Annotated in this window: 15 protein-coding genes; 10 read left to right on the top strand and 5 right to left on the bottom strand. The window is 49.5% G+C overall.

All coding sequences use genetic code 11. The features are described from left to right. Nucleotides 1-2 precede the first annotated feature (2 nt). From NSQ37_RS18085 to NSQ37_RS18065, 5 genes are all read left to right on the top strand, one after another. Nucleotides 3-6,155 (top strand): type I polyketide synthase, encoded by a 6,153-nt coding sequence (locus NSQ37_RS18085; RefSeq protein WP_326365174.1) that lies wholly within the window; start codon nt 3-5, stop codon nt 6,153-6,155. Next, nucleotides 6,152-12,364, top strand: a complete 6,213-nt coding sequence (locus tag NSQ37_RS18080) for a beta-ketoacyl synthase N-terminal-like domain-containing protein (protein WP_253612863.1) — start codon at nt 6,152-6,154, stop codon at nt 12,362-12,364. Before NSQ37_RS18085 ends, NSQ37_RS18080 begins: the two co-directional genes overlap by 4 nt. Before the next feature lie 81 nt (nt 12,365-12,445). Continuing rightward, on the top strand, nt 12,446-13,600 hold the full coding sequence (locus tag NSQ37_RS18075; RefSeq protein ID WP_169510027.1) for a cytochrome P450: 1,155 nt from the start codon (nt 12,446-12,448) through the stop codon (nt 13,598-13,600). A gap of 57 nt (nt 13,601-13,657) precedes the next feature. Then, nucleotides 13,658-14,905 (top strand): hydroxymethylglutaryl-CoA synthase family protein, encoded by a 1,248-nt coding sequence (locus NSQ37_RS18070; protein WP_007409381.1) that lies wholly within the window; start codon nt 13,658-13,660, stop codon nt 14,903-14,905. A 58-nt stretch (nt 14,906-14,963) separates the two neighbouring features. Next, nucleotides 14,964-15,710 carry a polyketide synthase gene (locus tag NSQ37_RS18065; protein ID WP_015240152.1) on the top strand — a complete coding sequence of 249 codons (747 nt, stop codon included), beginning with the start codon at nt 14,964-14,966 and terminating at the stop codon, nt 15,708-15,710. A 36-nt stretch (nt 15,711-15,746) separates the two neighbouring features. Here NSQ37_RS18065 and proC read toward each other — a convergent pair whose 3' ends face one another. Then, the gene (proC, locus tag NSQ37_RS18060) at nt 15,747-16,586 is read right to left on the bottom strand and encodes a pyrroline-5-carboxylate reductase (RefSeq protein ID WP_012117916.1); all 840 of its coding nucleotides are present in this window, start codon (nt 16,584-16,586) and stop codon (nt 15,747-15,749) included. Between the two features lie 396 nt (nt 16,587-16,982). On the opposite strand from proC, the gene NSQ37_RS18055 reads away from it, so the two are divergent. The 5 genes from NSQ37_RS18055 (at nt 16,983) to NSQ37_RS18035 (ending at nt 21,539) form a co-directional block, all read left to right on the top strand. Next, nucleotides 16,983-17,942 carry an MBL fold metallo-hydrolase gene (locus NSQ37_RS18055; RefSeq protein WP_025284961.1) on the top strand — a complete coding sequence of 320 codons (960 nt, stop codon included), beginning with the start codon at nt 16,983-16,985 and terminating at the stop codon, nt 17,940-17,942. A 5-nt stretch (nt 17,943-17,947) separates the two neighbouring features. Next, nucleotides 17,948-18,724: an SDR family NAD(P)-dependent oxidoreductase gene (locus NSQ37_RS18050; RefSeq protein ID WP_015240149.1), complete on the top strand. Its 777-nt coding sequence runs from the start codon at nt 17,948-17,950 to the stop codon at nt 18,722-18,724. 16 nt (nt 18,725-18,740) lie between these two features. Continuing rightward, a complete protein-coding gene (gene dsdA / locus NSQ37_RS18045; protein WP_059368506.1) occupies nt 18,741-20,090 on the top strand; it encodes a D-serine ammonia-lyase in 1,350 nt (449 codons plus the stop codon). 75 nt (nt 20,091-20,165) lie between these two features. After that, complete coding sequence (gene coaA / locus NSQ37_RS18040; protein WP_003153290.1) at nt 20,166-21,125, top strand: type I pantothenate kinase; 960 nt, start codon at nt 20,166-20,168, stop codon at nt 21,123-21,125. Nucleotides 21,126-21,149: 24 nt separating this feature from the next. Then, nucleotides 21,150-21,539 carry a VOC family protein gene (locus tag NSQ37_RS18035; RefSeq protein WP_122504133.1) on the top strand — a complete coding sequence of 130 codons (390 nt, stop codon included), beginning with the start codon at nt 21,150-21,152 and terminating at the stop codon, nt 21,537-21,539. 1 nt (nt 21,540) lies between these two features. Here the strand turns inward: NSQ37_RS18035 and NSQ37_RS18030 are convergent, their stop codons facing one another. From NSQ37_RS18030 to NSQ37_RS18015, 4 genes are all read right to left on the bottom strand, one after another. Beyond that, nucleotides 21,541-21,708, bottom strand: coding sequence for a DUF4083 domain-containing protein (locus NSQ37_RS18030; RefSeq protein ID WP_122504109.1), 168 nt, complete (start codon nt 21,706-21,708; stop codon nt 21,541-21,543). Between the two features lie 80 nt (nt 21,709-21,788). Beyond that, nucleotides 21,789-22,871, bottom strand: coding sequence for an AI-2E family transporter (locus NSQ37_RS18025; RefSeq protein WP_012117912.1), 1,083 nt, complete (start codon nt 22,869-22,871; stop codon nt 21,789-21,791). Nucleotides 22,872-22,943: 72 nt separating this feature from the next. Next, complete coding sequence (locus NSQ37_RS18020; RefSeq protein WP_003153294.1) at nt 22,944-23,150, bottom strand: YqzH family protein; 207 nt, start codon at nt 23,148-23,150, stop codon at nt 22,944-22,946. A 99-nt stretch (nt 23,151-23,249) separates the two neighbouring features. Then, complete coding sequence (locus NSQ37_RS18015; protein WP_069007650.1) at nt 23,250-23,594, bottom strand: YolD-like family protein; 345 nt, start codon at nt 23,592-23,594, stop codon at nt 23,250-23,252.

Below are 23,594 nucleotides of genomic sequence, written 5' to 3'. Positions count from 1 at the left end.
CCATGAAAAAAACAGTGAATCTGCGCCTGACGGCAGAACATCCCATTATGAAAAACCATCTTGTTCACGGAGAATCTGTCATGCCCGGTCTGGCCTATATTGATATGCTGTATCAGCTGGCAAAGCAAAGCCTTGATCTTTCATTCCGTTCCATCTGTCTGAAACGGGTGACCATTTATCATCCTTTATCAGTGAAACGGTCAGAGCGGCTTGATGTGAGTGTCATATTCAGCAAAGAAAAGGAGTTCTGGACAGCCTCGATTTGCGGGGCGGATTCCGGGACGGTTTTCTTATCAGCGGAGGTGCATGAAGGGGTTTTCTCATCAGATAAGCGCCTTGACGCGGAAGAGAAAAAACAAGTTGCGCTTCCATCAGTCTCCTTGCATACGGTTTACGAAGACGCGAGAAGCCGCGGACTGTCGCATGACGGGCTGATGAAGCCGGAGGGAGAGATCTATGCAAATGAAGAGGAATGTTTCCTTGATATTCGGCAGTCTGATTCATGCCAGGAAAATCTCCCCGGCGCTCTCTTTCATCCCGCGCTGATGGACGGTGCCGCCATGGCCTCCGGCGTATTGCAGACAGCTGCAGGCGCCGGTTTGTTTTTACCGATTTATTATGATTCGTTTATTGCCGCTGAAACCGTTACGGAGCGCTGTTACGCGGTGATTTCGAAAAAATCCGGCACGCCTTCTGAAATGGTGAAAATGGATATTGACTTTTACAACCTCAGCGGTGCGCATATTGCTTCACTGCTCGGCCTGACAGCCAAAAAGGTGCGGACAGACCGGCAGCTGATACCAGGCGTTCAGCAGATGGAGGAAACCTTATACCGCATTTTCTCAACATACGTAGGCCGTCCTGTCACAAGAAATGATGCGCACACCGTGTTTTTTGAATTAGGTCTTGAATCGTCACAGCTTCTGGCCATTATTAAAGACATCGAAGGGGCGTTTGATCTGCGGCTGAATCCGACTCTTTTATTTGAGTGCAGCAGCATATCCGAACTGCTTGAAGACATAAAAACAAAAGGAACAGAAGAATCTTCCGGCCTTGTCGCGGATGCAGCACCGGTCTCTGAAACGCAATCAGTCAGTCAGACATTTACTTTCTATGAACATGAAGCATTCCTTCAGGATCATCTGGTTTTCGGCAAACCGGCACTGATGGGTGTAGTGTATCCGTGTCTGGTGCTTGAAGCATCCGGAGCGTCTCATTCCGGCACGTATCCCGCCGAGCTGAAAGATATCCGCTTTACGGGCGGGCCCGTCACGCTGGAGCCGGGAGAGGCCGCACAGATTGACATTTCATTTGCGGCAGAAAAGAGTGCCGAACGCTTTACCGCAAGCTGCACTGTTTCCGGTAAAGAAAGCCGGAAGACGTGTGCCGAAGGAGAAATAAGCAGAGGTATAGAGGCACCCGTAAAAAAATCGTATGACGTTGAACAAATGAAGGCGCATGCACAAAAGGTAGCGCCGGATGTTATTTCCCGTCTGTACGATTCGGTTGCCGGCTTCACGATAGGCCCGATGCTGAAAACGGTAACGGCGGGATACAAAATGAGTGAGAGCTCCTTTTTATTGCAGCTGGACTTATCAGGAAAAAAAGAAAAAGGCGATCTGCGTCACTTTGCATTTGACCCGCTTATATTGAATTCTTGTTATATGTCGCTCGGTGAAGAAGAATTGCAGCTGAAAAAGCGGATTCACGTCCCGCTCATGATTGAGAGGCTGACGCTTTACGGACCAGTCATGTCTGATACCGCCTATGTGGTGAATACAATCAAACATAAAAAAGACGGGTTTCTCTCATTTGATGCCGCAGTCCTCAGTCATACCGGGGAACAGCTGGCGGAATTGAAAAACGCGTCTGTGAAAGAAGTGCTTCAGCCAAATCGGCTTGAAAATGCGTCTTTTGCCCCGTCCGGGAATCAAAACCGTCCGAAAACGAAAGGAAAACCGCTGGATATTGCCATTGTCGGGATTTCCGGCAAGTATCCGCAGGCCGATGATATCAATGCGTTTTGGGAAAATCTCAAACAAGGAAAGGATTGTATTACCGAAATTCCGAAAGACCGCTGGAAATGGGAACATTACTTTTCCGAGGACCGGACGGCGCCGGGAGCGATCTACAGCAAATGGGGCGGATTCATTGACGGGATCGCCGATTTTGATCCTGAGTTCTTTAAGATTTCCCCCCGTGAAGCGGAACACCTTGATCCTCAGGAACGGCTGTTTTTAATGCATGCGTGGATGGCCATGGAGGATGCGGGATATACGAGGACATCACCTGAACTGGGCCGTCAGGTAGGTGTGTATGCCGGTGTCATGTATCAGGAATACCCGCTATTCGCGGCTGAAGCGGGAGTGAAAGGACGGCATATCGGGCTCCCCGGCGGGATTTCATCCATTGCTAACCGTGTCTCCTATTTTTGTGATTTTCAAGGGCCGAGCATTTCGGTCGATACGATGTGTTCGGGTTCGCTGACTTCATTGTACATGGCGTGCCGGGATCTGCGGGATCATCGGATTCGCGCGGCGCTTGCCGGCGGAGTGAATCTCACCGTTCATCCTAACAAGTACTTCATGCTGAGCCAGGGGCAGTTCATCTCATCTAAAGGACACTGCGGGAGTTTCGGCGCCGGGGGTGACGGCTATATTCCGGCAGAAGGGGTCGGGGTGCTGCTTCTTAAACGTTTAGAAGACGCCGTACAAGACGGAGATCGGATTTACGGCGTCATTAAGGGAGCTGCCATTAATCACGGCGGAAGAGCGAGCGGTTACACCGTACCGAACCCCAAGGCGCAAAGCGAAGTCATTTCTCAAGCTTTACAGGAGGCGGGGGTTTCTCCGAGCCAGATCAGCTATGTGGAAGCGCACGGGACAGGGACGAAATTAGGCGATCCGATTGAAATCCGGGCTTTAACCGATGCATTCGGTGATGTTCCTGAAACATGTCTCATCGGGTCTGTCAAATCAAATATCGGACATGGGGAATCAGCAGCAGGCATCGCCGCTGTCACAAAAGTGCTGCTGCAGATGAAGCACAAACAAATCGCCCCATCTTTGCATGCAGATGTTTTAAATCCGAATATCCAATTTGATGAAGGACCGTTTTCCGTCTGCCGGGAATTAACAGATTGGAAACGGATTGCAGCAGACGGAGCAGAACAGCCTCTCAGGGCGGGGATCAGCAGCTTTGGGGCGGGCGGTTCTAACGCGCATATCATTATTGAAGAATATGAGGCTCCTGTCAAACAAGCAATCAGCAGCCAAGAGCCGGCTGTCATTCTGCTGTCTGCGAAAAATGGGGAGCGTCTGACAGAATATGCGGAGCGCCTTCTTGCTTTTCTTCAAAAGAAGCATACGGATAAGCCGGACTTATTTGATGTCGCATACACTTTACAAGCGGGGCGGGAAGCGATGGATGAGCGGCTGGCTTTCATTGCGGACTCTCTTAAGGAGCTGGAGGACAAGCTCAGATCGTACTTGGAAAATGAAAACGCACCGCATCTTTACAGGGGGCGGGCGAAGCGAAATCATGAGACAGTGGCTGTGTTTGAATCTGATGAAGATTTGCAGGAAGCCATGGTCAAATGGCTGAAAAAGAGAAAGTACGGTCATTTGCTGAACATGTGGGTGCAGGGAGTCGATGTGGACTGGAACTTGTTATATTCGGGACAAAAACCCCGGAGAATCAGCCTTCCCGCCTATCCGTTTGCAAAGGTCAGATGCTGGATTCAAGATGAAGCCGAGGCGGTTTCAAAACGGAATGACGGCAAAACGGTGATCCATCCGCTGCTTCATGAAAACACATCCGATCTGTGGGAGCTGAAATTCACCTCCGTTTTTACCGGACGGGAATTCTTTTTCACTGACCACACAGTCAATGGGGAGAAGGTGCTCCCGGGAGCCGCCGTGATCGAAATGGCCAGGGCGGCCGTTGAGCGTGCCGCATACGCTGTGCCGGACGGACGTAAAGGACTGTATTTGAAAGATCTCATATGGATGAGGCCTGTCGTTCATAAGGGGACGGATGTAGAAGTCCATATCAGCCTTATCCTTAAGGGAAATGAAGACATTGAATTTACAATTTACAGCCTATCGGAAGAACCCGGGGGAGAACGGATTTTATACAGTAAAGGCACCGCGGTATCAGGAGAGATAGCAGCGGCTCCGTCAGTTCACTTAGAGGGCTGGCTGTCCGACTGCAGCCAATCGGTTATGACGTCTGATGAGGTTTATCAGGCTTTCCGGCATGCGGGTATGATATACGGGCCGAGCCATCAAGGAATTGATCAGCTGATGATCGGAGAGAGGGGTGCTGCAGCCCGGCTGTCGCTGCCGGAAACGGCAGACAGTACCGCCGATCAGTTTGTCATCCATCCGAGTCTTTTAGATGCCGCGTTTCAGGCGTCAATGGGTGCCGGTTCAGATACTGCCGGAGACACTCCGATGCTGCCGTTTTCCCTGAGGCAGGCAGAAATATTTCTGCCGACTCAGAAAACGATGTGGGCGCTTGTCCGCAAACAGAGCGATCGGTCAGATAACGGAGCGCTGACGCTGGATATTGATTTATGTGATGAAAACGGCGCTGTTTGTATGAGATTAACAGGATTTTCCTGCCGGGCTGTCCGGCAGACAAACCAAACCGAAAGCAAACGGCAGGAAGTTCAGACGGCGATGCTTGCCCCTGTTTGGGACAAAACTTTCTTTTCTCTGGAAGAAAATCGAGCGGTTGATCAGGAACAATTGCTGATCATCGGAAAGCCGGGAAATACCATAAAGGCTGCGGCAAAAATGTGGCCCCGCGCCCATCTGGCGGAGACGCCGGATCATTCAAGCGAGCAAACATTACGTGAATTGACAGCCGGGTATCAGGATATCCGCCATTTCTTATGGATTGCGCCGGATCGTTTCGCACCCGCATCCGTCAGTCAGGAAATGCTTGATGAGCAGGAGAATGGGGTGATTCAATGTTTCCGTTTCATCAAAGCGCTGCTGTCACTCGGGTATGGAAACCGAAACATCAGCTTTACGGCGGTGACCCGGCAGACACAGTCCGTGTATCCGGGTGATCTGCCGCAGCCTGAGCATGCAGGCGTACACGGTTTGATCGGTTCATTGGCAAAAGAATATCCGAACTGGGACATCAGGCTGATTGATGCAGAAGAAGGCAGTGATTCGTCTGAGATGAAAAACATCTGGCGCCTTCCTCCAGATCCGGGCGGAAATGCTGCCGCGTACCGTCACGGAGCTTGGCACAAGCAAAAAACAGTCCGGGTGCTGACAAGTTCCGCTCCGCGTATGTCGTACAGAGAAGGCGGCGTTTATGCTGTCATCGGCGGAGCGGGCGGCATCGGAGAAGCATGGAGCAAATACATGATCACCCGTTACAAGGCACGGATGATATGGATCGGCAGGCGGCCTAAGGATCAGGAGATTCAGAGCAAAATAGACAGGCTGGCGCTATCAGGCCCCGCGCCGCATTATATACAGGCTGATGCTCAAGATGCCGCAGCGCTTAAAGCGGCCGTCCGTTCCGTAAGAGAACAATACGGCAATATAACGGGAGTCATCCATTCCGCGATAACGCTTGCCGACAAAAGTATGGCGAATATGGATGAAGCTTCTTTCAGAAACGCTTATTCAGCTAAGGTGAATACGAGCGTCCGAATGATCGAAGCTTTTAAGGGAGAACCGCTTGATTTTGTGCTGTTTTTCTCATCCGTTAATTCTTTCACAAAAAATGCCGGGCAAAGCAACTATGCGGCAGGGTGTACATTTCAAGACTCCTTTGCCCGCCATATCGCTTCCTTGCTTGATTGTGAAGTGAAAGTCATGAATTGGGGATATTGGGGCAGTCTGGGTGTTGTATCAGACCCGTCTTACAGAAAACGGATGGAGGCGTCAGGGATCGGTTCTATTGAACCCGATGAAGCAATGGAGGCGCTGGAAGTCTTACTATCAGAACCGTTCAGCCAAGCGGCATTCATCAAAGCTGCTCCGCACGGCTTAGCCGCGCTGACGGATCAAGATGCAATATCGGTTGTATCCGGCCCGAAGCCTTCATTTATGGAAAGCGTCAAGCGGCAAAATCCGGATCGGAATGACCGGCTTGAGACTTTAAAACGAGAAATGGAGTTGCGCATATGAACAGCCTTCTTTGCAAACTGCTCTTTTACCAATTACAGTCAATCGGGTTTTTCAGCGAGCCTGTCACCACACCTGCAGCATCCATGCGGAGCGCCGGCGTGATCGGCACATACGGCAGATGGCTGGAAGAAAGCTTGAATCTATTAAAAGAAAACGGATATATCGCGTATGACGGATACACGATCACTCTTCTCACGGATCAGCGCCCGGACGGCCGCACAGTCTGGAATGAGTGGAATGCCCATAAACGCCTGCTTCCCAATGGGGAGCTTGCGCAAGCTGAATTGGCCGAGGCGACGATAAAAGCGATGCCTTCCATTTTAAAAGGAGAACGTCCGGCTACGGATATCGTATTTCCCGATTCATCAATGCGGCTCGTTGAAGGTGTTTATAAGCATAATCCCGTCGCGGATTATTTTAATGAAGTGTTAGCAGATTCCGCGGCCGCTTACCTGAAAGCCTATCTTACAGAACACCCCGATGCCCGCATCAGGCTGATAGAAGTAGGGGCCGGGACGGGCGGAACGAGCGCCATGCTGTTTACAAAACTGAAACCATTTGCAAAACAGATTGCGGAATATTGTTATACGGACGTTTCTAAAGCTTTTTTAATGCATGCCGAACAGGAATACGGACCTGATGTGCCGTATTTGACAACAGCCTTGTTTAATGCGGAGGAGCCTTGCGAATCACAAAATATCAAAACGGGTGTTTACGATATTGTCATCGCCGCCAATGTGCTTCACGCCACAAAAAATATCGGTTTGACACTGCGCCGTCTGAAAGCGCTCCTGAAATACAACGGGATGATTTTGATAAACGAAATCAGCGATCGTTCTGTTTTTACCCATTTAACCTTCGGGCTGCTTGACGGGTGGTGGTCCTATGAGGATGCTGAGCTTCGGATTCCGGGAAGTCCCGGCTTATATCCAAAATCGTGGGAGCGTGTGCTGCATTCGGAAGGATACAGAGCGGTTTGTTTCCCTGCTGAAACGGCTCATGATTTAGGCCAGCAGATTATCGCAGCTGAGAGTGACGGACTCGTCCGGATGCAAGGGATCAGAGACGGCAGAAAGCCATACGCCGCCCCGGCCGAAGTTTTCCGAAAGCCCGCGCAGCCTGCTTCCCGCAGCCGCGCGCCAGAGGAGCATCAAGCTGTTAAGGCTGATGGGGAATCGGTCTCTTCCCATGTCCGCTCTGTCATCAAAACAAGTATTGCCGATGTATTAAAAATGAAAGAAGAGGATATTCAGGAAGAACTGAATTTCTCTGAATACGGCATTGATTCCATTCTGGCCGTCAATGTGATTAACGAGATTAATAAGCGATTGAATCTTACACTGCAGACAACGATTTTATTTGATTACTATCATGTGAAACTGCTGACCGGTTATATCTCGGAAGAATACGAAACCATCATAGCCTCGTCTCTGAAGGCCGAAAGAGCGAAAATCCGCCCGGCGCTTCAGGAAGAACGGCCTGCTGAAAAACCTCTGCAGACGGAAAGAAAGGAAAACGGTTATCAGAAACCGAAACAAGAACGTATGCCGCCTTCTTTCGCAAAGTCCGATGACTCGGGAATGTTACGGGTTGTGATTGACCGTCCGGGCGGCATTGAAGATCTGACGATTGCCCGCAGTGAAGTGCCCGAGACAAAAGATGACGAGGTTCAAATAGCCGTCCGCGCCTTTTCTTTAAATTTCGGAGACTTGCTTTGTGTCAGAGGGCTGTACCCGACGATGCCGCCTTATCCGTTCACTCCGGGATTTGAAGCAAGCGGCGTCGTGATCAAGACAGGGAGGCATGTAACATCCGTCATTCCAGGTGATGAAGTGATTGTCGGCATGGGAGAGGAATTTGGATCTCAGGCGAATCTCATCACATGTAAAGAACATCAAGTCTATCATAAACCGGCCCGGCTGACCTTTGAAGAAGCATGCGCTCTTCCCACCGTGGCGGTGACAATGATAGACGCCTTCCGGAAAGCCGGACTTAAAAAAGGCGAAAAAATATTAATTCAGACCGCGACGGGAGGAACGGGGCTGATCGCGGTGCAAATGGCCCGGCATATCGGCGCGGAAATATATGCCACGGCCGGATCACAGAAAAAAATTGAGTATTTGCATTCGCTCGGGGTCCGCAATACCATTTGCTATTTAGAAGAAGATTTTGAAACGGAAATCATGCGAATGACCGGCGGCCGGGGGGTGGATGTTGTCATTAATACCCTGGCCGGTGATGCCTTGCAAAAAGGAATGAATTGCCTGGCGCCGGGCGGAAGATATATCGAAATTGCCATGACTGCGCTGAAATCCGCTAAATCAGTCGACTTGTCCGTCCTTCATAACAATCAATCGTTTCACAGCGTGGATTTGCGGAAGCTGTCCCTTCAAAATCCGGATCAGGTCAAGGACTATCAATTGGAACTGCAGCGGCTGGCGGAAGAGGGAGTCATTCAGCCTGTCATCTCAAAAATCTTTTCCTTTGAAGACATAAAAGAAGCGTATCACTGTCTGGATGACCGCGGAAATATCGGGAAAATCGTCATTAGCGTTTCTGAGCCGTATCAAATGACGTACCGCCCCGAACAAAAGGATCCGGCCGATACAGTAAAATCAGCAGCTGTGTTACCTGAAAAAGAACCGATCGCGATTATCGGGATGAGCGGGCGGTTTGCTGAATCGGAGAATCTCCATGAGTTTTGGGAACACTTAGCCGCCGGACGGGATCTGATTAAAAAAGCAGACAGATGGGATATCTCTGACAGCCAATGCCAGTATGGCAGTTTTATAGAGGACATTGAATGTTTTGACCCCGTTTTCTTTCATATATCGGGACGTGAAGCGACCTATATGGACCCTCAGCAGCGGCTGTTTTTGGAAGAATCATGGAAAGCGCTTGAAGATGCGGGATATGCGGGAGACTCGGTAAGAGGCCGGGAATGCGGCGTGTATGCCGGCTCCTGCGGCGGAGATTACCAGGCCATTTTTAAACAGCAGGGGCCCGCGCAGGCGTTTTGGGGCAATCACAATTCCGTCACTCCGGCAAGGATCGCCTATCACCTTAATTTACAAGGTCCGGCGATCACTGTTGATACGGCATGTTCCAGTTCACTGACAGCCATTCATTTGGCATGTCAGGGGCTCTGGACGAAAGAAACGGAAATGGCGGTGGCGGGCGGGGTTTTCATTCAATCCACTCCTGCTTTTTATCAGTCGTCAAATAAGGCGAATATGCTGTCACCGACCGGACGCTGCCATACGTTTGATCAAAGCGCGGACGGGTTCGTGCCGGGTGAAGGCGTGGGAGCGGTGGTGCTGAAACGTCTTAGCGACGCCGTTAGTGACGGAGATCATGTGTACGGCGTCATAAAAGGATCTGCAATGAATCAGGACGGCGCTACAAACGGAATCACCGCTCCAAGCGCGCTTTCTCAAGAACGATTGGAACGTCATGTCTATGATACTTTTCACATTGATCCGGAAACCATTCAAATGGTGGAAGCTCACGGAACGGGCACTGCACTGGGCGACCCGATCGAATTCGGCGCCTTAACGCGCGCTTTCCGCCGCTATACGGATAAAAAAGGATATTGCGCCATCGGCTCTGTGAAAACCAATCTCGGACATGCCGCTGCGGCCGCGGGGATGGCCGGACTGTTTAAAATCCTGCTGTCGCTGAAGCATCGGCAGATTCCGGCTTCCCTGCATTTTCACCAAGCCAATCAGCATATTCAATTTGCGGACAGCCCGTTTTTTGTGAATGAAAAGCTGATACCGTGGGAACGGAATCCGGATGCACCGCGCAGAGCCGCCATCAGTTCATTCGGATTCAGCGGAACAAATGCCCATCTTGTGATTGAAGAGGCGCCGCAAACCGTGCGCCGGTCGCCGGCAAAACCGGTCTGCCTCATTCCTTTATCTGCGCGGACGGAGCGTCAGCTGGAAATTCAGGCAGAACGCCTGCTGGATTCACTCAGCAAGAACAAAGACAGCGATCTGGGAAATATAAGTTATACGCTCCTGCTCGGCAGAAAGCATTTACATCACCGGTTTGCCTGTATCGTAAGCAGTGCGGACGAACTGAAGCGGGTATTATCGGAGTGGCTTGTAAAAAGAGAGCTTCCGGGTGTGTTTGTGTCCAATTTGAAGGATCAGAAGCCGGCAGAAGAAGCCGGAATGAAAACATTCGGAATGGAATGCATTGAACAGTGCCGCTCGGCGGCTTCGCCCGCACAGTACAGAGAAAGCCTGGCACATATCGCTGACCTTTTTTGCAGAGGGTATGATCTTCCTTTTACACGGCTTTTTGACGGAGGGCAATATTATAAAACGCCGCTTCCTGCCTACCCGTTTTTAAAAGAAAGGTATTGGGCGGCTGATGTAAACAGTTCTTTACCAGGACAGACCATGAAAAAGTCTGAAACGCAAACCGTTCTCCCGTCTTCGCCGCCTGAACATGAAGGGCTGATTTCTCTGAGTCCTTTAACTGAGATCGAAATGACAGCGTTTGAACCGGAGACATTGCAAAAACCGATCGTGTTACAGCCTTTGGATTGTACTGTTTCTGTCCAGCAGCCAGAAAAAGCCGTTTCCGAAGACAATAGAACATTGCTTGAAGAATTGAGGATAAGCCTGGCAGATATTTTATTTTTGTCACCGGAAGATATTGATGCTGATGAGCCTTTCATCGACATGGGGCTTGACTCCATTATCGGGGTTGAATGGATACAATCAGTAAATAAAACGTACCACACTGAGATTACTGCCAATAAGGTGTATGAACACCCGACGCTTGAAGAGCTTGCGGAATATATAGCGGGACAAATAAAGAAACCCGAGTATGCTGAAGCGGAGGAAACAGCGGTACGTCCGCAAATCCCGGAAGCAGAAACTCCCCTTGCCGGCATCTCTGACGGCACTTTGCGCAAAGAGCTCAAAGAAAGCCTTGCGGACATCCTGTTTCTGAAGCCGGAAGATATTGATGAGCATGAGGCATTCATTGAGATGGGGCTGGATTCTATTATCGGTGTGGAATGGGTTCAGTCCATTAATAAAGCCTATCAAGCGTCTATTACGGCAAATCTGGTCTATGAATATCCGACAATCGCAACATTAGCCGGGTATCTGACCGGTTCTGTCCAAAAAGACACTGAGGAAGTACATGGGGAACATACGAAACAAAACGATATATCAGAAGAGACAGATGATCAAGAACCGCCCGAGCTGATCTGTCTTAACCCGGGTGGAAAGGGAAGACCGATTTTCTGGTTTCATTCCGCGCTGGGGGCAGTGGAGCTGTACCAGCCTGTTGCCGAACGGACCGGGCGTCCTTTTTACGGAATTCAGGCAAGAGGGTGGATGACAGACCGGGAACCGATCCGCGGCATTAAAAACATGGCCGAATATTACGTTAAGCTCATACGTACCGTGCAGTCCCGGGGTCCTTACGATGTGGGCGGCTATTCATTAGGGGGCATGCTCGCTTATGAAGTCACCCGGCAATTGCAGCTGGCTGGAGAAACCGTTGAGTCAATCGTCATGCTCGACTCCTTTGACTCGGCGGGTGCGCGGGAAATAAACATTCCTGATGAATTATTTGATAAAAATATGATGCTGCAGACGGTGAACATGGCTTTATTTGCACCAATCTATCAACATCCGGAACGCATTTCTGAAACCTTGATTCATCGTGATGAACTGAATGCCGATCTTCATGAAGACATATTTTTAGAGCAATTAATCGCAAAAGCCAAACAGCGGGGGTTAACGAAGACGGACGCGTTGGTGAAAAATCTGATCAGGCAGAATATAAACGTTCAGGACGCTTACGAAATCACTGATTACGAACTCCTGCCGCTTCCGGATCCGAACGGGGTGACATGCTATTATTTCCGAAATAAAAACGGTATTTTCTTGGGTGAGCTTGATCCGTATTTTACGATCAGGGCTGATATTTTATCCGCTGATTTCGTCAACTATTGGAGCCAGTGGGAAGAGCATATGACAAACATCGCCATCATGGATGTGGCGGTATCCAACCATATGACGTTATTGGCAGAAGACAGCACAGCCGAAACGATTTCTGAATTTTGCGGCGTTTTATATTCGGCAGACGGAATGACAGAATACAGCTTTCTGCAGCTGCAGGAAAAGATACTGAATGTGCATGGTGAGATGCTGAAGCAGCCCGCCAAAACAAGACCGTAATTTCACATATCCGCCCGCCGGGTTTACTCGTAAGCTTTGGCGGGTCATTTCAAATCTTGATCACATCTTGGAGGAATGAAAATGACCAGTTTAACAAAAATCAGACAGCAGCAGCCGTACAAGTGGTACCAAACGATGAGAGAAACCTCTCCCGTTCATTACAATAAAAAGGAAGATTGCTGGGAAATCTTCACCTATGATGAAGTGAAGCGGGTGATTTCTGACTACAGTCATTTTTCTTCCGATCATAAATACTTAAGTGCGGACAAACAGGAAAAAATGATTCGGCATATTAACAAAGACAGCCTTTTGAAAATGGACCCGCCTGAACACACCGTCTTCAGAAAATTGGTCAATCAGCCGTTCATGCCGAAATCGGTTGAGACTCTTGCACCGCGTATAGCCGCTATCGCTGATGACCTGCTTCAGACCGTCCGTTCAAAAGACAGGATGGACATTATTGAAGATTACGCATTTCCGCTTCCGATTATCGTGATCGCAGAGCTTTTAGGATTTCCTCCGAAAGACAGAGATATCTTTAAAGGCTGGGTCGACCAAAGCCAGAATGTAAAAGATGAAAAGAAAATGAATGAAGTGCAAAAGCAGATGATCGGATACTTCATGCAGTTTATTTTACAGCGGAGAAAACAGCCGCAAAATGATTTAATCAGCCATTTAATTTCAGCTGATTTAGACGGAGAGCCACTGTCAGACAAGCAATTAATCGGTTTTTGCGGCTTGTTGATCGTCGCGGGGCACGTAACGACGGAAAATGTGATCGGAAATTCATTTCTCAGTCTCAAGGAGTTCCCGCACATTCTGCCCCGGCTGCTTGAAAACAAGGCGCTCCTTCCTGACTTTATTGAGGAAGTCATCCGCCTCAGACCTTCCATTCAGCGGGTAACCCGCTACACCGCGGTTGAGAGCGAGATTGGCGGAAAAACGATTCCGGCCGGAGAAAAAGTGTATGCGTGGATTGGATCGGCGAACAGAGATGAAAAGAAGTTTGAAAATGCCGATCAAATTGACTTGGGACGAAAGCCGAATCAGCATCTGTCATTCGGTCAGGGCAGCCATTATTGTTTAGGAGCGCCGCTGGCCCGGCTTGAAGCGAAAATCGCGCTTTCCCACTTTTTTGAACAGGTGCCCGCATGGCGTTTTACTGAGGATCAAGAGCCGAATCTGGTTCCGAGCCCTGTATTTCACGGCGTTGACAGGCTGCTTGTTGAGTTTTGAGCGAAAAAATAAAAGAGGCTTCCACAGGAAGCCTCTTTACTCTGGGGGCTTGGAGAAATGAATGTAGGAATCGAAGCAATGAACGTGTTTGGCGGAACCGCGTATGTAGACGTCATGGAGCTTGCGGAACATCGGAACTTGGATAAAAAAAGGTTTGAGAACCTGCTGATGAAAGAAAAAGTGGTGGCGCTTCCGTTTGAAGATCCGATTACGTTCGCCGTAAATGCCGCAAAACCAATTATCGACTCTCTGTCAGAAGAGGAACGGAATCAGATTGAAATGGTCATCACCTGTACGGAATCCGGGATTGATTTTGGCAAATCCATCAGTACATACGTCCATGATTATTTGCAGCTGAAGCGGAATTGCCGGTTATTTGAGGTGAAACAGGCTTGCTATTCTTTAACGGCCGGGTTTCAAATGGGCGTGAATTTCATCTTATCGCAAACATCGCCGGGAGCGAAAGCGCTCATCATCGGAACGGATATTTCCCGCTTTTTAGTGGCTGAAGGCGGTGACGCGTTGACGGAGGAATGGTCCTATGCCGAACCGAGTGCGGGGGCGGGAGCTGTGGCGCTTTTAGTCAGCAGCACCCCTCATGTCTTTTTGCTTGATCAAGGCGCAAGCGGGTATTACGGGTATGAAGTCATGGATACCTGCCGCCCGATCCCGGATAGTGAAGCGGGGGATGCTGATCTGTCGCTCATGTCTTATTTGGACTGCTGTGAAAAATCATTTCAGGAATACAGAAAGCGTGTGAGCGGGGCGGATTATAAGAATACATTTCAATACCTTTCTTTTCATACTCCGTTTGGCGGAATGGTAAAAGGAGCGCATCGGACGATGATGAGAAAATTGGCAAAGGCTAAGCCGCAAGACATTGAAGCGGATTTTCAGCAACGCGTGCTGCCTGGGATTCAATACTGTCAGCGCGTCGGCAACATCATGGGGGCCACCGTATTTTTATCTCTTGCCAGCACGATTGATAACGGCTCTTTTGAAACGCCGAAACGAGTCGGCTGTTTTTCATACGGTTCGGGCTGCTGTTCTGAATTTTACAGCGGTGTCGTTATGCCGCAAAGCCGTACGCGGCAGAATCAATTTCAGATCAGCCGGCATTTGGATGAACGCGTCCGTTTATCGATGGCTGATTATGACCGGCTGCTCCAAGACAGCGGCATCGTAAAATTCGGCACAAGAAATGCCGCGCCCGCAGCAGACATCCCGAATGCGCATCAAGGAAAAACGCGATTGGTGCTGACTGAAATAAAAGAGTTTCACAGAAAGTATGAATGGACGACCTAGTATCAGAAACACTCAGAGACGGAAGGCTTGAGTATTTTTAAAGAAACGGAGAATAAACATGAATCCAATGATTGATGTACAGGAAACAGAACCGGGCATTGTGCAGGTCACAATGCAGGATACGGCCGGGAAAAACGGGCTGTCAGAAGAGTTTGTCAGAGAGCTGCACCGGGTATTCCAAGACATCAATGCCCACCCGTCCTATAAAACCGTCCTTCTGACGGGTTACGGAAATTATTTCTGCACGGGAGGAACGCAGGAGGGGCTTTTGACCATTCAGAGCGGAAAGCTCCAATTTACAGATTTAAAGCTTCACAGTCTTTTATTGGATTGCAGGATCCCTGTGATTTCCGCCATGCAGGGGCATGCGATCGGAGCCGGCTTTACGATCGGTCTGAGCTCGGATTTTGTGATTTTAAGCAGAGAGAGTTTTTATTCTTGTAATTATATGAAGTACGGATTTACACCGGGAATGGGCGCGACGTATATTGTGCCTGAAAAACTGGGAATTGTCCTCGGGGAAGAAATGCTGTTTACTGCCGCGAATTTCAGCGGCGCCGCTCTGGAAAAACGGGGAGTTCCGTTTGAAGTGCTGCCGAAAAAAGACGTCCTTCAAAGAGGCCGCGAATTAGCCCGGCTGCTGGCGGATAAACCGAGAGCCTCACTGGTTGCGCTGAAAACCAATGTGACGGCACGGATCAAAAGAGAGCTGACAAAAGCGGTTGAGGAAGAGGTGAACATGCACGAAGCCACATTCCATCTTCCTGAAGTAAAAGAGAGAATCAGCCGCTTATACGGCAGTTAAACAGAATGAAAAAAGCATGGGAAGCCCCATGCTTTATCACTGGTCCGTCTTTTGCAGAACGGAGCCTGCGAATTGTTCTTTAATTTCGGCGCTCCGGGCTGCGGTTTCTGCGATGCAGTGCATGATGGCTTCTTCAAAGCGGCGCTCTTCTAATGCGCGAAGGCCTGCTTCAGTCGTGCCGCCCGGGCTTGTGATTTCCTTGCGCAGGCGTTCAGGCCGTTTGCTGCTTGTTCTAAGCATTTCCGTCGCCCCGGCCATGGTTTGTAAAATCAGCTCTTTTGCCGTTTCTTCCGGCAGGCCGGCTTGAAGGGCGGCCTTTTCCATTGCTTCGACATACCGGTACACATAGGCGGGACCGCTTCCGGCAATGGCTGTGACGGCATCAAGGTGTTTTTCTTCAAAGCGCGTCGCTTCTCCGATTGTTTCCAGAAGCTCTTTTGCCGTCCGGATTTCAGCTTCACTCGCCTCGGAGCTTGCGGAAAAACCGGTCGCCGATTGCTGAATGGCCGCGGATGTATTCGGCATCGCCCGGATGATGGTGAGCTTTCTGCCGAAATATTGCTGAATCGTGTGAATCGTCAGCCCTGCGATGACAGAAATCACAAGCTGATCTTTCACGTATTCGCGAATGTTCTCAATGCTTTCTGCCGCATCTTTCGGTTTAAAGGCGAGAACGATAATGTCGGTATTGCTGAAAAACTCTTCTTTATCCCGGCACGGTTTCACTCCGTACGTTTTTTGGAGCTCTTCAAGCCGGCTGTCATTTGACCGGTTTGTCATATATATATGTCCGGGGGCTGTCATCCCGCTTTGCAGCAGTCCGTTCACCATTGCTTCCGCCATTGATCCGGCCCCGATAAAACCGATTTTCTTCATATAAATCCTCCTTCTTCTCAAAACACAAAAAAACCTTCCCGTCAAAAAGGACGAAAAGGTTTCGCGGTACCACCTTACATTAGCACGAATCAGCCGTGCTCAGCTCAAATCCCGTAACGAGGGGATACGTTTAGGTTTTCCTAACCGCTCTGAGGGCAGGTTCTGTAAACAAGAGGGCCGCAATGTCTTTCAGCCGGGGACATTGCTCTCTGCTGCCGTTGTTTATATACTAGTTCCTCGTCATCGCGTTCCGTGTTTTCTAGTTTGTTGTTCATTATGCTATGCGCAAGAGCGGGATGTCAATCTTTTTTTCCGATATGCGGCAATAATGACACAGTGAAAAGAAAACGCTAAAATATGATTATTCAGGAATGAAAAGAACGAAGGAGCGTAAACATGGCAGCGAGAAAGATCATTCCGATACGTGTGCCGACTCCGTTTGCAGTCGGCGACGTTATCGTTTATTTAGTAAAAGATGAAGCCCTAACCCTTATTGATTGCGGCCCGAATACAAAGGAAGCGGCTGAATCGCTCTCATTGCAGCTTAAGGAACACGGGGTTTCTGCGGCGGATATAGAACAGGTGGTGCTCACTCATCATCACGCAGATCATTCAGGTCTGCTGCACCTTTTTTCTGAGGATACGGAAGTGATCGGACATCCGCTGAATGACAGGTACATTACTCAGAACCAGTCGTATATCGCCCGGCAGGAGGATTTTTTTCTGTCGCTTATGACAGAAATGGGCGTTCCTCTGACGCCCGAAGACATACATAAAACAGTTAAGCTGTCATACTTATTTTCTGCAAACCGTCCGTTAACGAAAACAGTGAGGGAAGGCGGAAAAATTGACGGGCTTAACGGCTGGACGGTGCTCGAAATCCCGGGTCATGCCGCTTCTCACATTGCGCTCTACCATGAAAAAAGCGGTGAAATGTTCAGCGGCGATCTGCTTTTGTCCAACAGCTCCACCAATCCGATTCTGGAAGCTCCGGAAAAGGGGGGCGTGCGCGCGGCCCCGATGCTCGACTACTTGAACTCAATGAAGCGGCTGTATGACGTAAACCCGTCCTTTTTATATCCGGGACACGGCGATCTGCTGACAGACGTAAAGCCTGCTTTTGACAGGCGGCTTGAAAAACAGAGAAATCGGTCGGAATATGTGCTGCGCCTGTTGTCAGAGGAAACACTGACGGCTTTCCAGGTATGCCGGCGGCTGTTTCCGGCTGTGTATGAAAATGAATTGTTTTTAACGATGTCAGAAACGATCGGCCATCTTGACGTGCTGGCCGCCGAAGGGAAGGCTGTATCCTTTCAGTCGGGGAACACTCTGAAGTTTAAAGCTGTGAAGGGGTGAAGGAAATGAGCAGATTAACGGATAAGCGGATTTGGATCACCGGAGCATCAGGCGGACTCGGAGAACGGCTTGCATATTCTTGCGCGGCAGAAGGGGCTCATGTTTTTTTATCCGCCAGGCGGGAGGACCGCTTGCAGGAAGTGAAAAAGACGATTACCGCGCGCGGCGGACAGTGTGATGTCGTTCCGTTTGACGTCCGGTATGCAGAAGAGGCTGAAAACGTAAGGCGTTTGATCGGTCATGTTGACGTATTAATCAACAACGCCGGCTTCGGCATTTTTGAAACGGCCGCTGATTCATCTTTGGATGATATGAAGGCAATGTTTGAAGTCAACGTCTTCGGATTAATCGCCTGTACGAAGGCCTGTCTTCCTGTGATGCTTCATGCGAAAAGCGGCCATATTATCAATATCGCTTCACAGGCCGGCAAATTGGCGACGCCGAAATCAAGCCTTTATTCTGCAACGAAGCACGCCGTGTTAGGGTATTCCAATGCGCTGCGGCTTGAGCTGGCCGGTACGGGTGTAGCCGTGACAACGGTTAATCCCGGTCCGATCAAAACAGACTTCTTTACAATTGCAGATAAAGAGGGCGGTTATGTGAAAAGCGTCGGCAGATGGATGCTTGATGCCGACCATGTGGCAGAGCGCATTACATCCGTGATTCTGACGGATAAACGGGAAATGAATCTTCCGCGATGGATGAGCCTCGGGACGAAGCTGTATCAGCTTTTCCCATCGTTTACAGAAAAACTGGCCGGCCGCGCATTAAAGAAAAAGTAACAAGGGGGAAAAAGGAATGTCCGACCGGGATATACACAAGGCATTGATGGCAGAGCCTCTAGTCAGGCAAATGGCGGAGGCGCGTGAAGTATTTTGGATCAATCCGCATAAAACCGATGATCCAGTAAAGCATGGCGCTGAATGGAAAAAGGAGATTGCCGAAGCGGGAGAAAGGCTGCGCCGGTTTGCGCCTTATATCGCGTCGGCTTTTCCGGAGACGGAAGCGGAGGGAGGCCTCATTGAATCTCCGCTTGTCTTGGTTAATGAAATGAAAAAGCGTCTGGAACACAGCGCCGCTCAGGCTTTCCCCGGGCGTCTGCTTTTGAAATGCGACGACGAACTTCCGATTTCCGGTTCCATTAAAGCGCGCGGCGGGATTTACGAAGTGCTGAAGCATGCCGAAGATCTCGCGGTAAAAGCGGGAATGCTCTCAGCAGACGACGATTACAGCATATTGACTGAAGAACGGTTTACCGCTTTTTTCTCAAAATACTCTATAGCCGTCGGCTCTACGGGCAATTTAGGTCTGAGTATCGGCATAATCGGCGCGAAGCTCGGCTTTTGTGTGACCGTTCATATGTCCAGTGACGCAAAGCAGTGGAAAAAGGAGCTGCTCCGGGAAAAGGGGGTTCGCGTCATCGAATATGAAGCAGACTACAGTCTGGCTGTCAAAGAGGGGCGCATGCAGGCGAAGCAGGACCCTTATTGTTATTTTATTGATGATGAACATTCCCGGGATCTGTTTTTGGGGTATGCCGTTGCGGGAAGCCGTGTGAAAAAGCAGCTCGATCAAATGAACATAAAGCCTGATGCAGATGAACCGCTTTTCGTTTATTTGCCATGCGGGGTCGGAGGAGGCCCGGGCGGCGTCGCGCTTGCGCTAAAGCTGATCTATGGCGAGCATGTCCATATTTTTTTCGGTGAGCCGACGCATTCACCGTGTATGCTGTTAGGACTGTTTTCCGGCTTGCATGACGGAATCAGCGTGCAGGATATCGGTCTTGATAATCAAACGGCCGCCGACGGACTCGCGGTGGGAAGGCCGTCCGGACTGGCCGGCCCTCTGATGGAACCTATACTCAGCGGCTGTTATACCGCCGATGACGGCACGCTTTTTTCGCTGCTTTATCAATTAAGGGCGGCCGAGAATAAGAGCCTTGAACCCTCTGCACTCGCCGGACTGGCCGGAGCCGTCAAGGTCGTTCAGACCGAAGCCGGAAACCGTTATATAAAAGAGCGGGGGCTTGAGATGGAAAATGCCGTGCACCTTGTGTGGAGCACCGGCGGAAGCATGGTTCCGGAGGAGGAAATGGAAGAGTACAGCCGGATCGGTTCCTCATTTGTGAAAAAAATGGGCAGACAGTGAAGCGGTTTTCCGTTACAATCTTTGTAAGCGTTTGTTTTTTTATCGGAAAGCCATACAGAGAGATTGGTGTGAATTGTGAAAAGTAAAGAATTGAACTTACATACATTGTATACGCAGCACAGCCGCGAGTCGTGGGCCGGATTCGGCGGCCATCTTTCCATTGCCGTTTCAGAGGAAGAAGCCAAGGCCGTAGAGGGGCTGAATGACTACCTGTCGGTGGAAGAAGTAGAAACGATTTACATTCCGCTTGTGCGCCTGCTCCATCTTCATGTCACGTCTGCCGCAAGACGGAATCAGCATGTCAATGTGTTTCTGAAGCATCCGCATTCAGCGAAAATCCCGTTTATCATCGGAATCGCGGGCAGCGTCGCCGTCGGCAAAAGCACGACGGCGAGAATTTTGCAAAAGCTTCTTTCCCGTCTGCCGGACAGGCCGAAGGTGAGCCTGGTGACAACCGACGGTTTCTTGTATCCGACGGCGGAATTAAAAAGGAAAAACCTTCTGTCCAGAAAGGGATTCCCGGAAAGCTACGACGTGAAAGCGCTGCTTGAGTTTCTGAACGATATAAAGTCGGGGAAAGAGAGAGTGGAGGCGCCCGTATATTCCCATCTTACCTATGACAGGGAAGAGGGCGCCGTCGAGGTTGTCGAAGGTGCGGATATCGTTATTATCGAAGGAATCAATGTCCTGCAGTCGCCGACCTTAGAGGACGACAGGGAAGATCCGCGGATTTTTGTATCGGATTTCTTTGATTTTTCGATCTATGTGGATGCCGAAGAAAGCCGGATTTTCACGTGGTATTTGGAGCGTTTCCGCCTCTTAAGAGAAACCGCTTTTCAGGATCCGGCTTCTTATTTTCATAAATTTAAGGATTTGTCTGATGCAGAAGCGGATACCATGGCCGCCTCCATTTGGGAGAGCGTCAACCGTCCGAATCTGTATGAAAATATCCTGCCGACAAAATTCAGATCGGATTTGATTTTGAGAAAAGGTGATGGCCATAAAGTTGAAGAGGTGCTGGTAAGGCGGGTGTGATGGGAGGAGGAAGCGAATATTATGATGCATCATATTGAGTTGTATGTATCTGACTTGAATGCCTCCGCCCGGTTTTGGGGATGGTTTTTAGGTGAGCTCGGTTATAGGGAATTTCAAAATTGGGACTCCGGCATCAGCTGGAAAAACGCAGGATTTTATGTTGTGCTTGTACAGACAGAGGAGCGTTTTTTAACACCGGAGTACCACAGATGCCGGGTCGGGCTGAACCATCTGGCTTTTCATGCTGCATCAAGAGAGCAGGTTGACGAGATGACAGAAAAGCTGCTTGCCAGAGGATGCCCCGTGCTTTACAGGGACCGCCATCCATATGCAGGCGGAAGCACGCATTACGCCGTATACACGGAGGACCCGGATCGGATAAAAGTGGAGCTCGTTGCTCCTGTTTCTGAATGAACTATAACTTTTCGTTTTTTTCTTCGCGCAGCGCGTCGAGTTTCTTTTCGATTCTGTCCAATTGTATGCGGCGCTTGTTCAAGCTTCTGAATACGTATATCGCGGCAAACAGGAAAAATGCGGCTGCAATAAATGAAATCAATTGAAAAATGACATCACCGATGTTCATCTTTTTTACCTCCGTGTGCGGCGGGCTTCTTCAGCCCGCCGTTTTTTCATTTTGACCGATGTGAAGACATGGGGGATGAATCATTTCTCTCCTAGCTTTGTTTTTTTTCTGAGAATGAATAGTTTCTGCATGTGGCTTATGACCACTTTTGCGGCCGCATATCCCGGAATGGCCAGAAGCATCCCGGCAATTCCTGAGAATTTGCCGGCGGCAAGCAGAAGAAAAATAATGGTCAGCGGGTGAATGTCCAGCTTCCGTCCCATAATTTGCGGGGAAATCAGCTGGCTTTCAAGCTGCTGGACAATGACGACGACCGTAATCACCAGCACCGCCTCGGTCGGTGAATCGAACAATCCGACAATGACTCCGGGAAATGTGCCGATCCAAGGCCCGATAAACGGAATCAGGTTTGTCACCATGGCGAACGCGCCCAGAACGAGCGGATAATCGAGCCCGATTATAAAATAGCCGATCGTGACGAGAACGCCGACACAGAAACTGACGAGCAGCTGTCCTTGTATGTATGAACTGAGAGCTTCATCCATGTCCCGAAGGATTTGTTTTCCTTCTTTTTGATGTTTTTCCGGAAGAAGCTGCAGCAGTCGCCGGGGGGCTTTGTTTCCTTCTTTTAACATGTAATACAGCGCAAACGGAATAATGGCTGCGGTGATGGCGGCATTGGCAGCCGTACCGGCCAGGCTGCTGAGAGAATCAGCGATTGAACCGGAATAATTTGCGGCTTTGTCTGCTAATTTTTTAAAGGAATCCCCATGCTGAAGCCGGGAAAACCATTTGCTGTCCTGGAGATGCCCGATCCAATTTTCAGCTTTTGCGGAAAGCTCCGGAATATGATCTGTGAAGGCTGTAAACTGTTTTTGAACGGCAGGGCCCGCCGTATAAAGGAAGAGGACAAAAAGGCCGGCTGTTCCCGCATAAATCGCTAAAATCGCGATTCCTTCGGGCAGCTTTAATTTCGCATGCAGCAGTCTGACGAGCGGGCGGCACAAATAATAAAGGACGCCCGATAATACAATGGGCGGAAATAAGGTTTTAACCGTAATCACAACAGGCTGGAACAAAAAGTCTATTAATGTTCCGAGATAAATGATGAGAAATAACAGAAGAACGGCATAGCCGATCCTGAAATAAGGCCCGACAGGCATATCCTGCACCACGCAATCTTTAAGGGTTTACTCTCGGACATTTCCCTTATCGCCCGGTGCATAAACGTCGTGTCAGGAAAACTGCCCCTGATTGGTGACGTAATCGTAGATAATATCTTCTACATGGGCATGGAGATCCTCATCGGGTTCTTCATTCCTTCTTTCTTCTAAAGCTTTTTTTAAACTCTGTTTTTCATAGGGGCTCAGCGGATCTGTCGACACATTCCGTCCATACTGGCGGAGGGCTTGTCCCAGCATTTTTTCTATAAATTGATCCATCATATATTCTCCTATTCTTGTCATTCATCTTTATTCTACTAAATATCATGTGATCCTCCCACTCTTCTATCATATTTTCTGTCAGGACGATTTGGGCTTTTATTCCAGTTCAGCCGAGAGAATACGATGAAAAGGCAGCGTTAACGCATCTTCATCGTTTATGATTTTTAAACGCTTTTCGTCATGCATCACTTGTTTTACCCAGCCCCAAAAGCGGCGGGGGCCGTGTGCTGAAGCGTAGGTGACCGAAATGGCCCTGTCTTCTTCAATTGACGCCGCAATGATGCGGTTCATGTCGTTCAGTTGCTCTTCGCTCAGTTCCGGAGGCCGGAATTCCCGTTCTTTTTGTTTTTTCGCAAGCAGCTGTTCCCGATGTTCGGGCAGCATCATCCGGCTTGATTCCCACATGACATTATACCCGGGTGTTAATTTGTTCGGATTCAT

Origin of the sequence: Bacillus sp. FSL P4-0334, from assembly GCF_038004825.1 — a bacterium.
GTDB lineage: Bacteria > Bacillota > Bacilli > Bacillales > Bacillaceae > Bacillus > Bacillus velezensis.
Note: the sequence above shows the minus strand (reverse complement) of the source record. Positions and strands in the feature narration are given on the sequence as shown.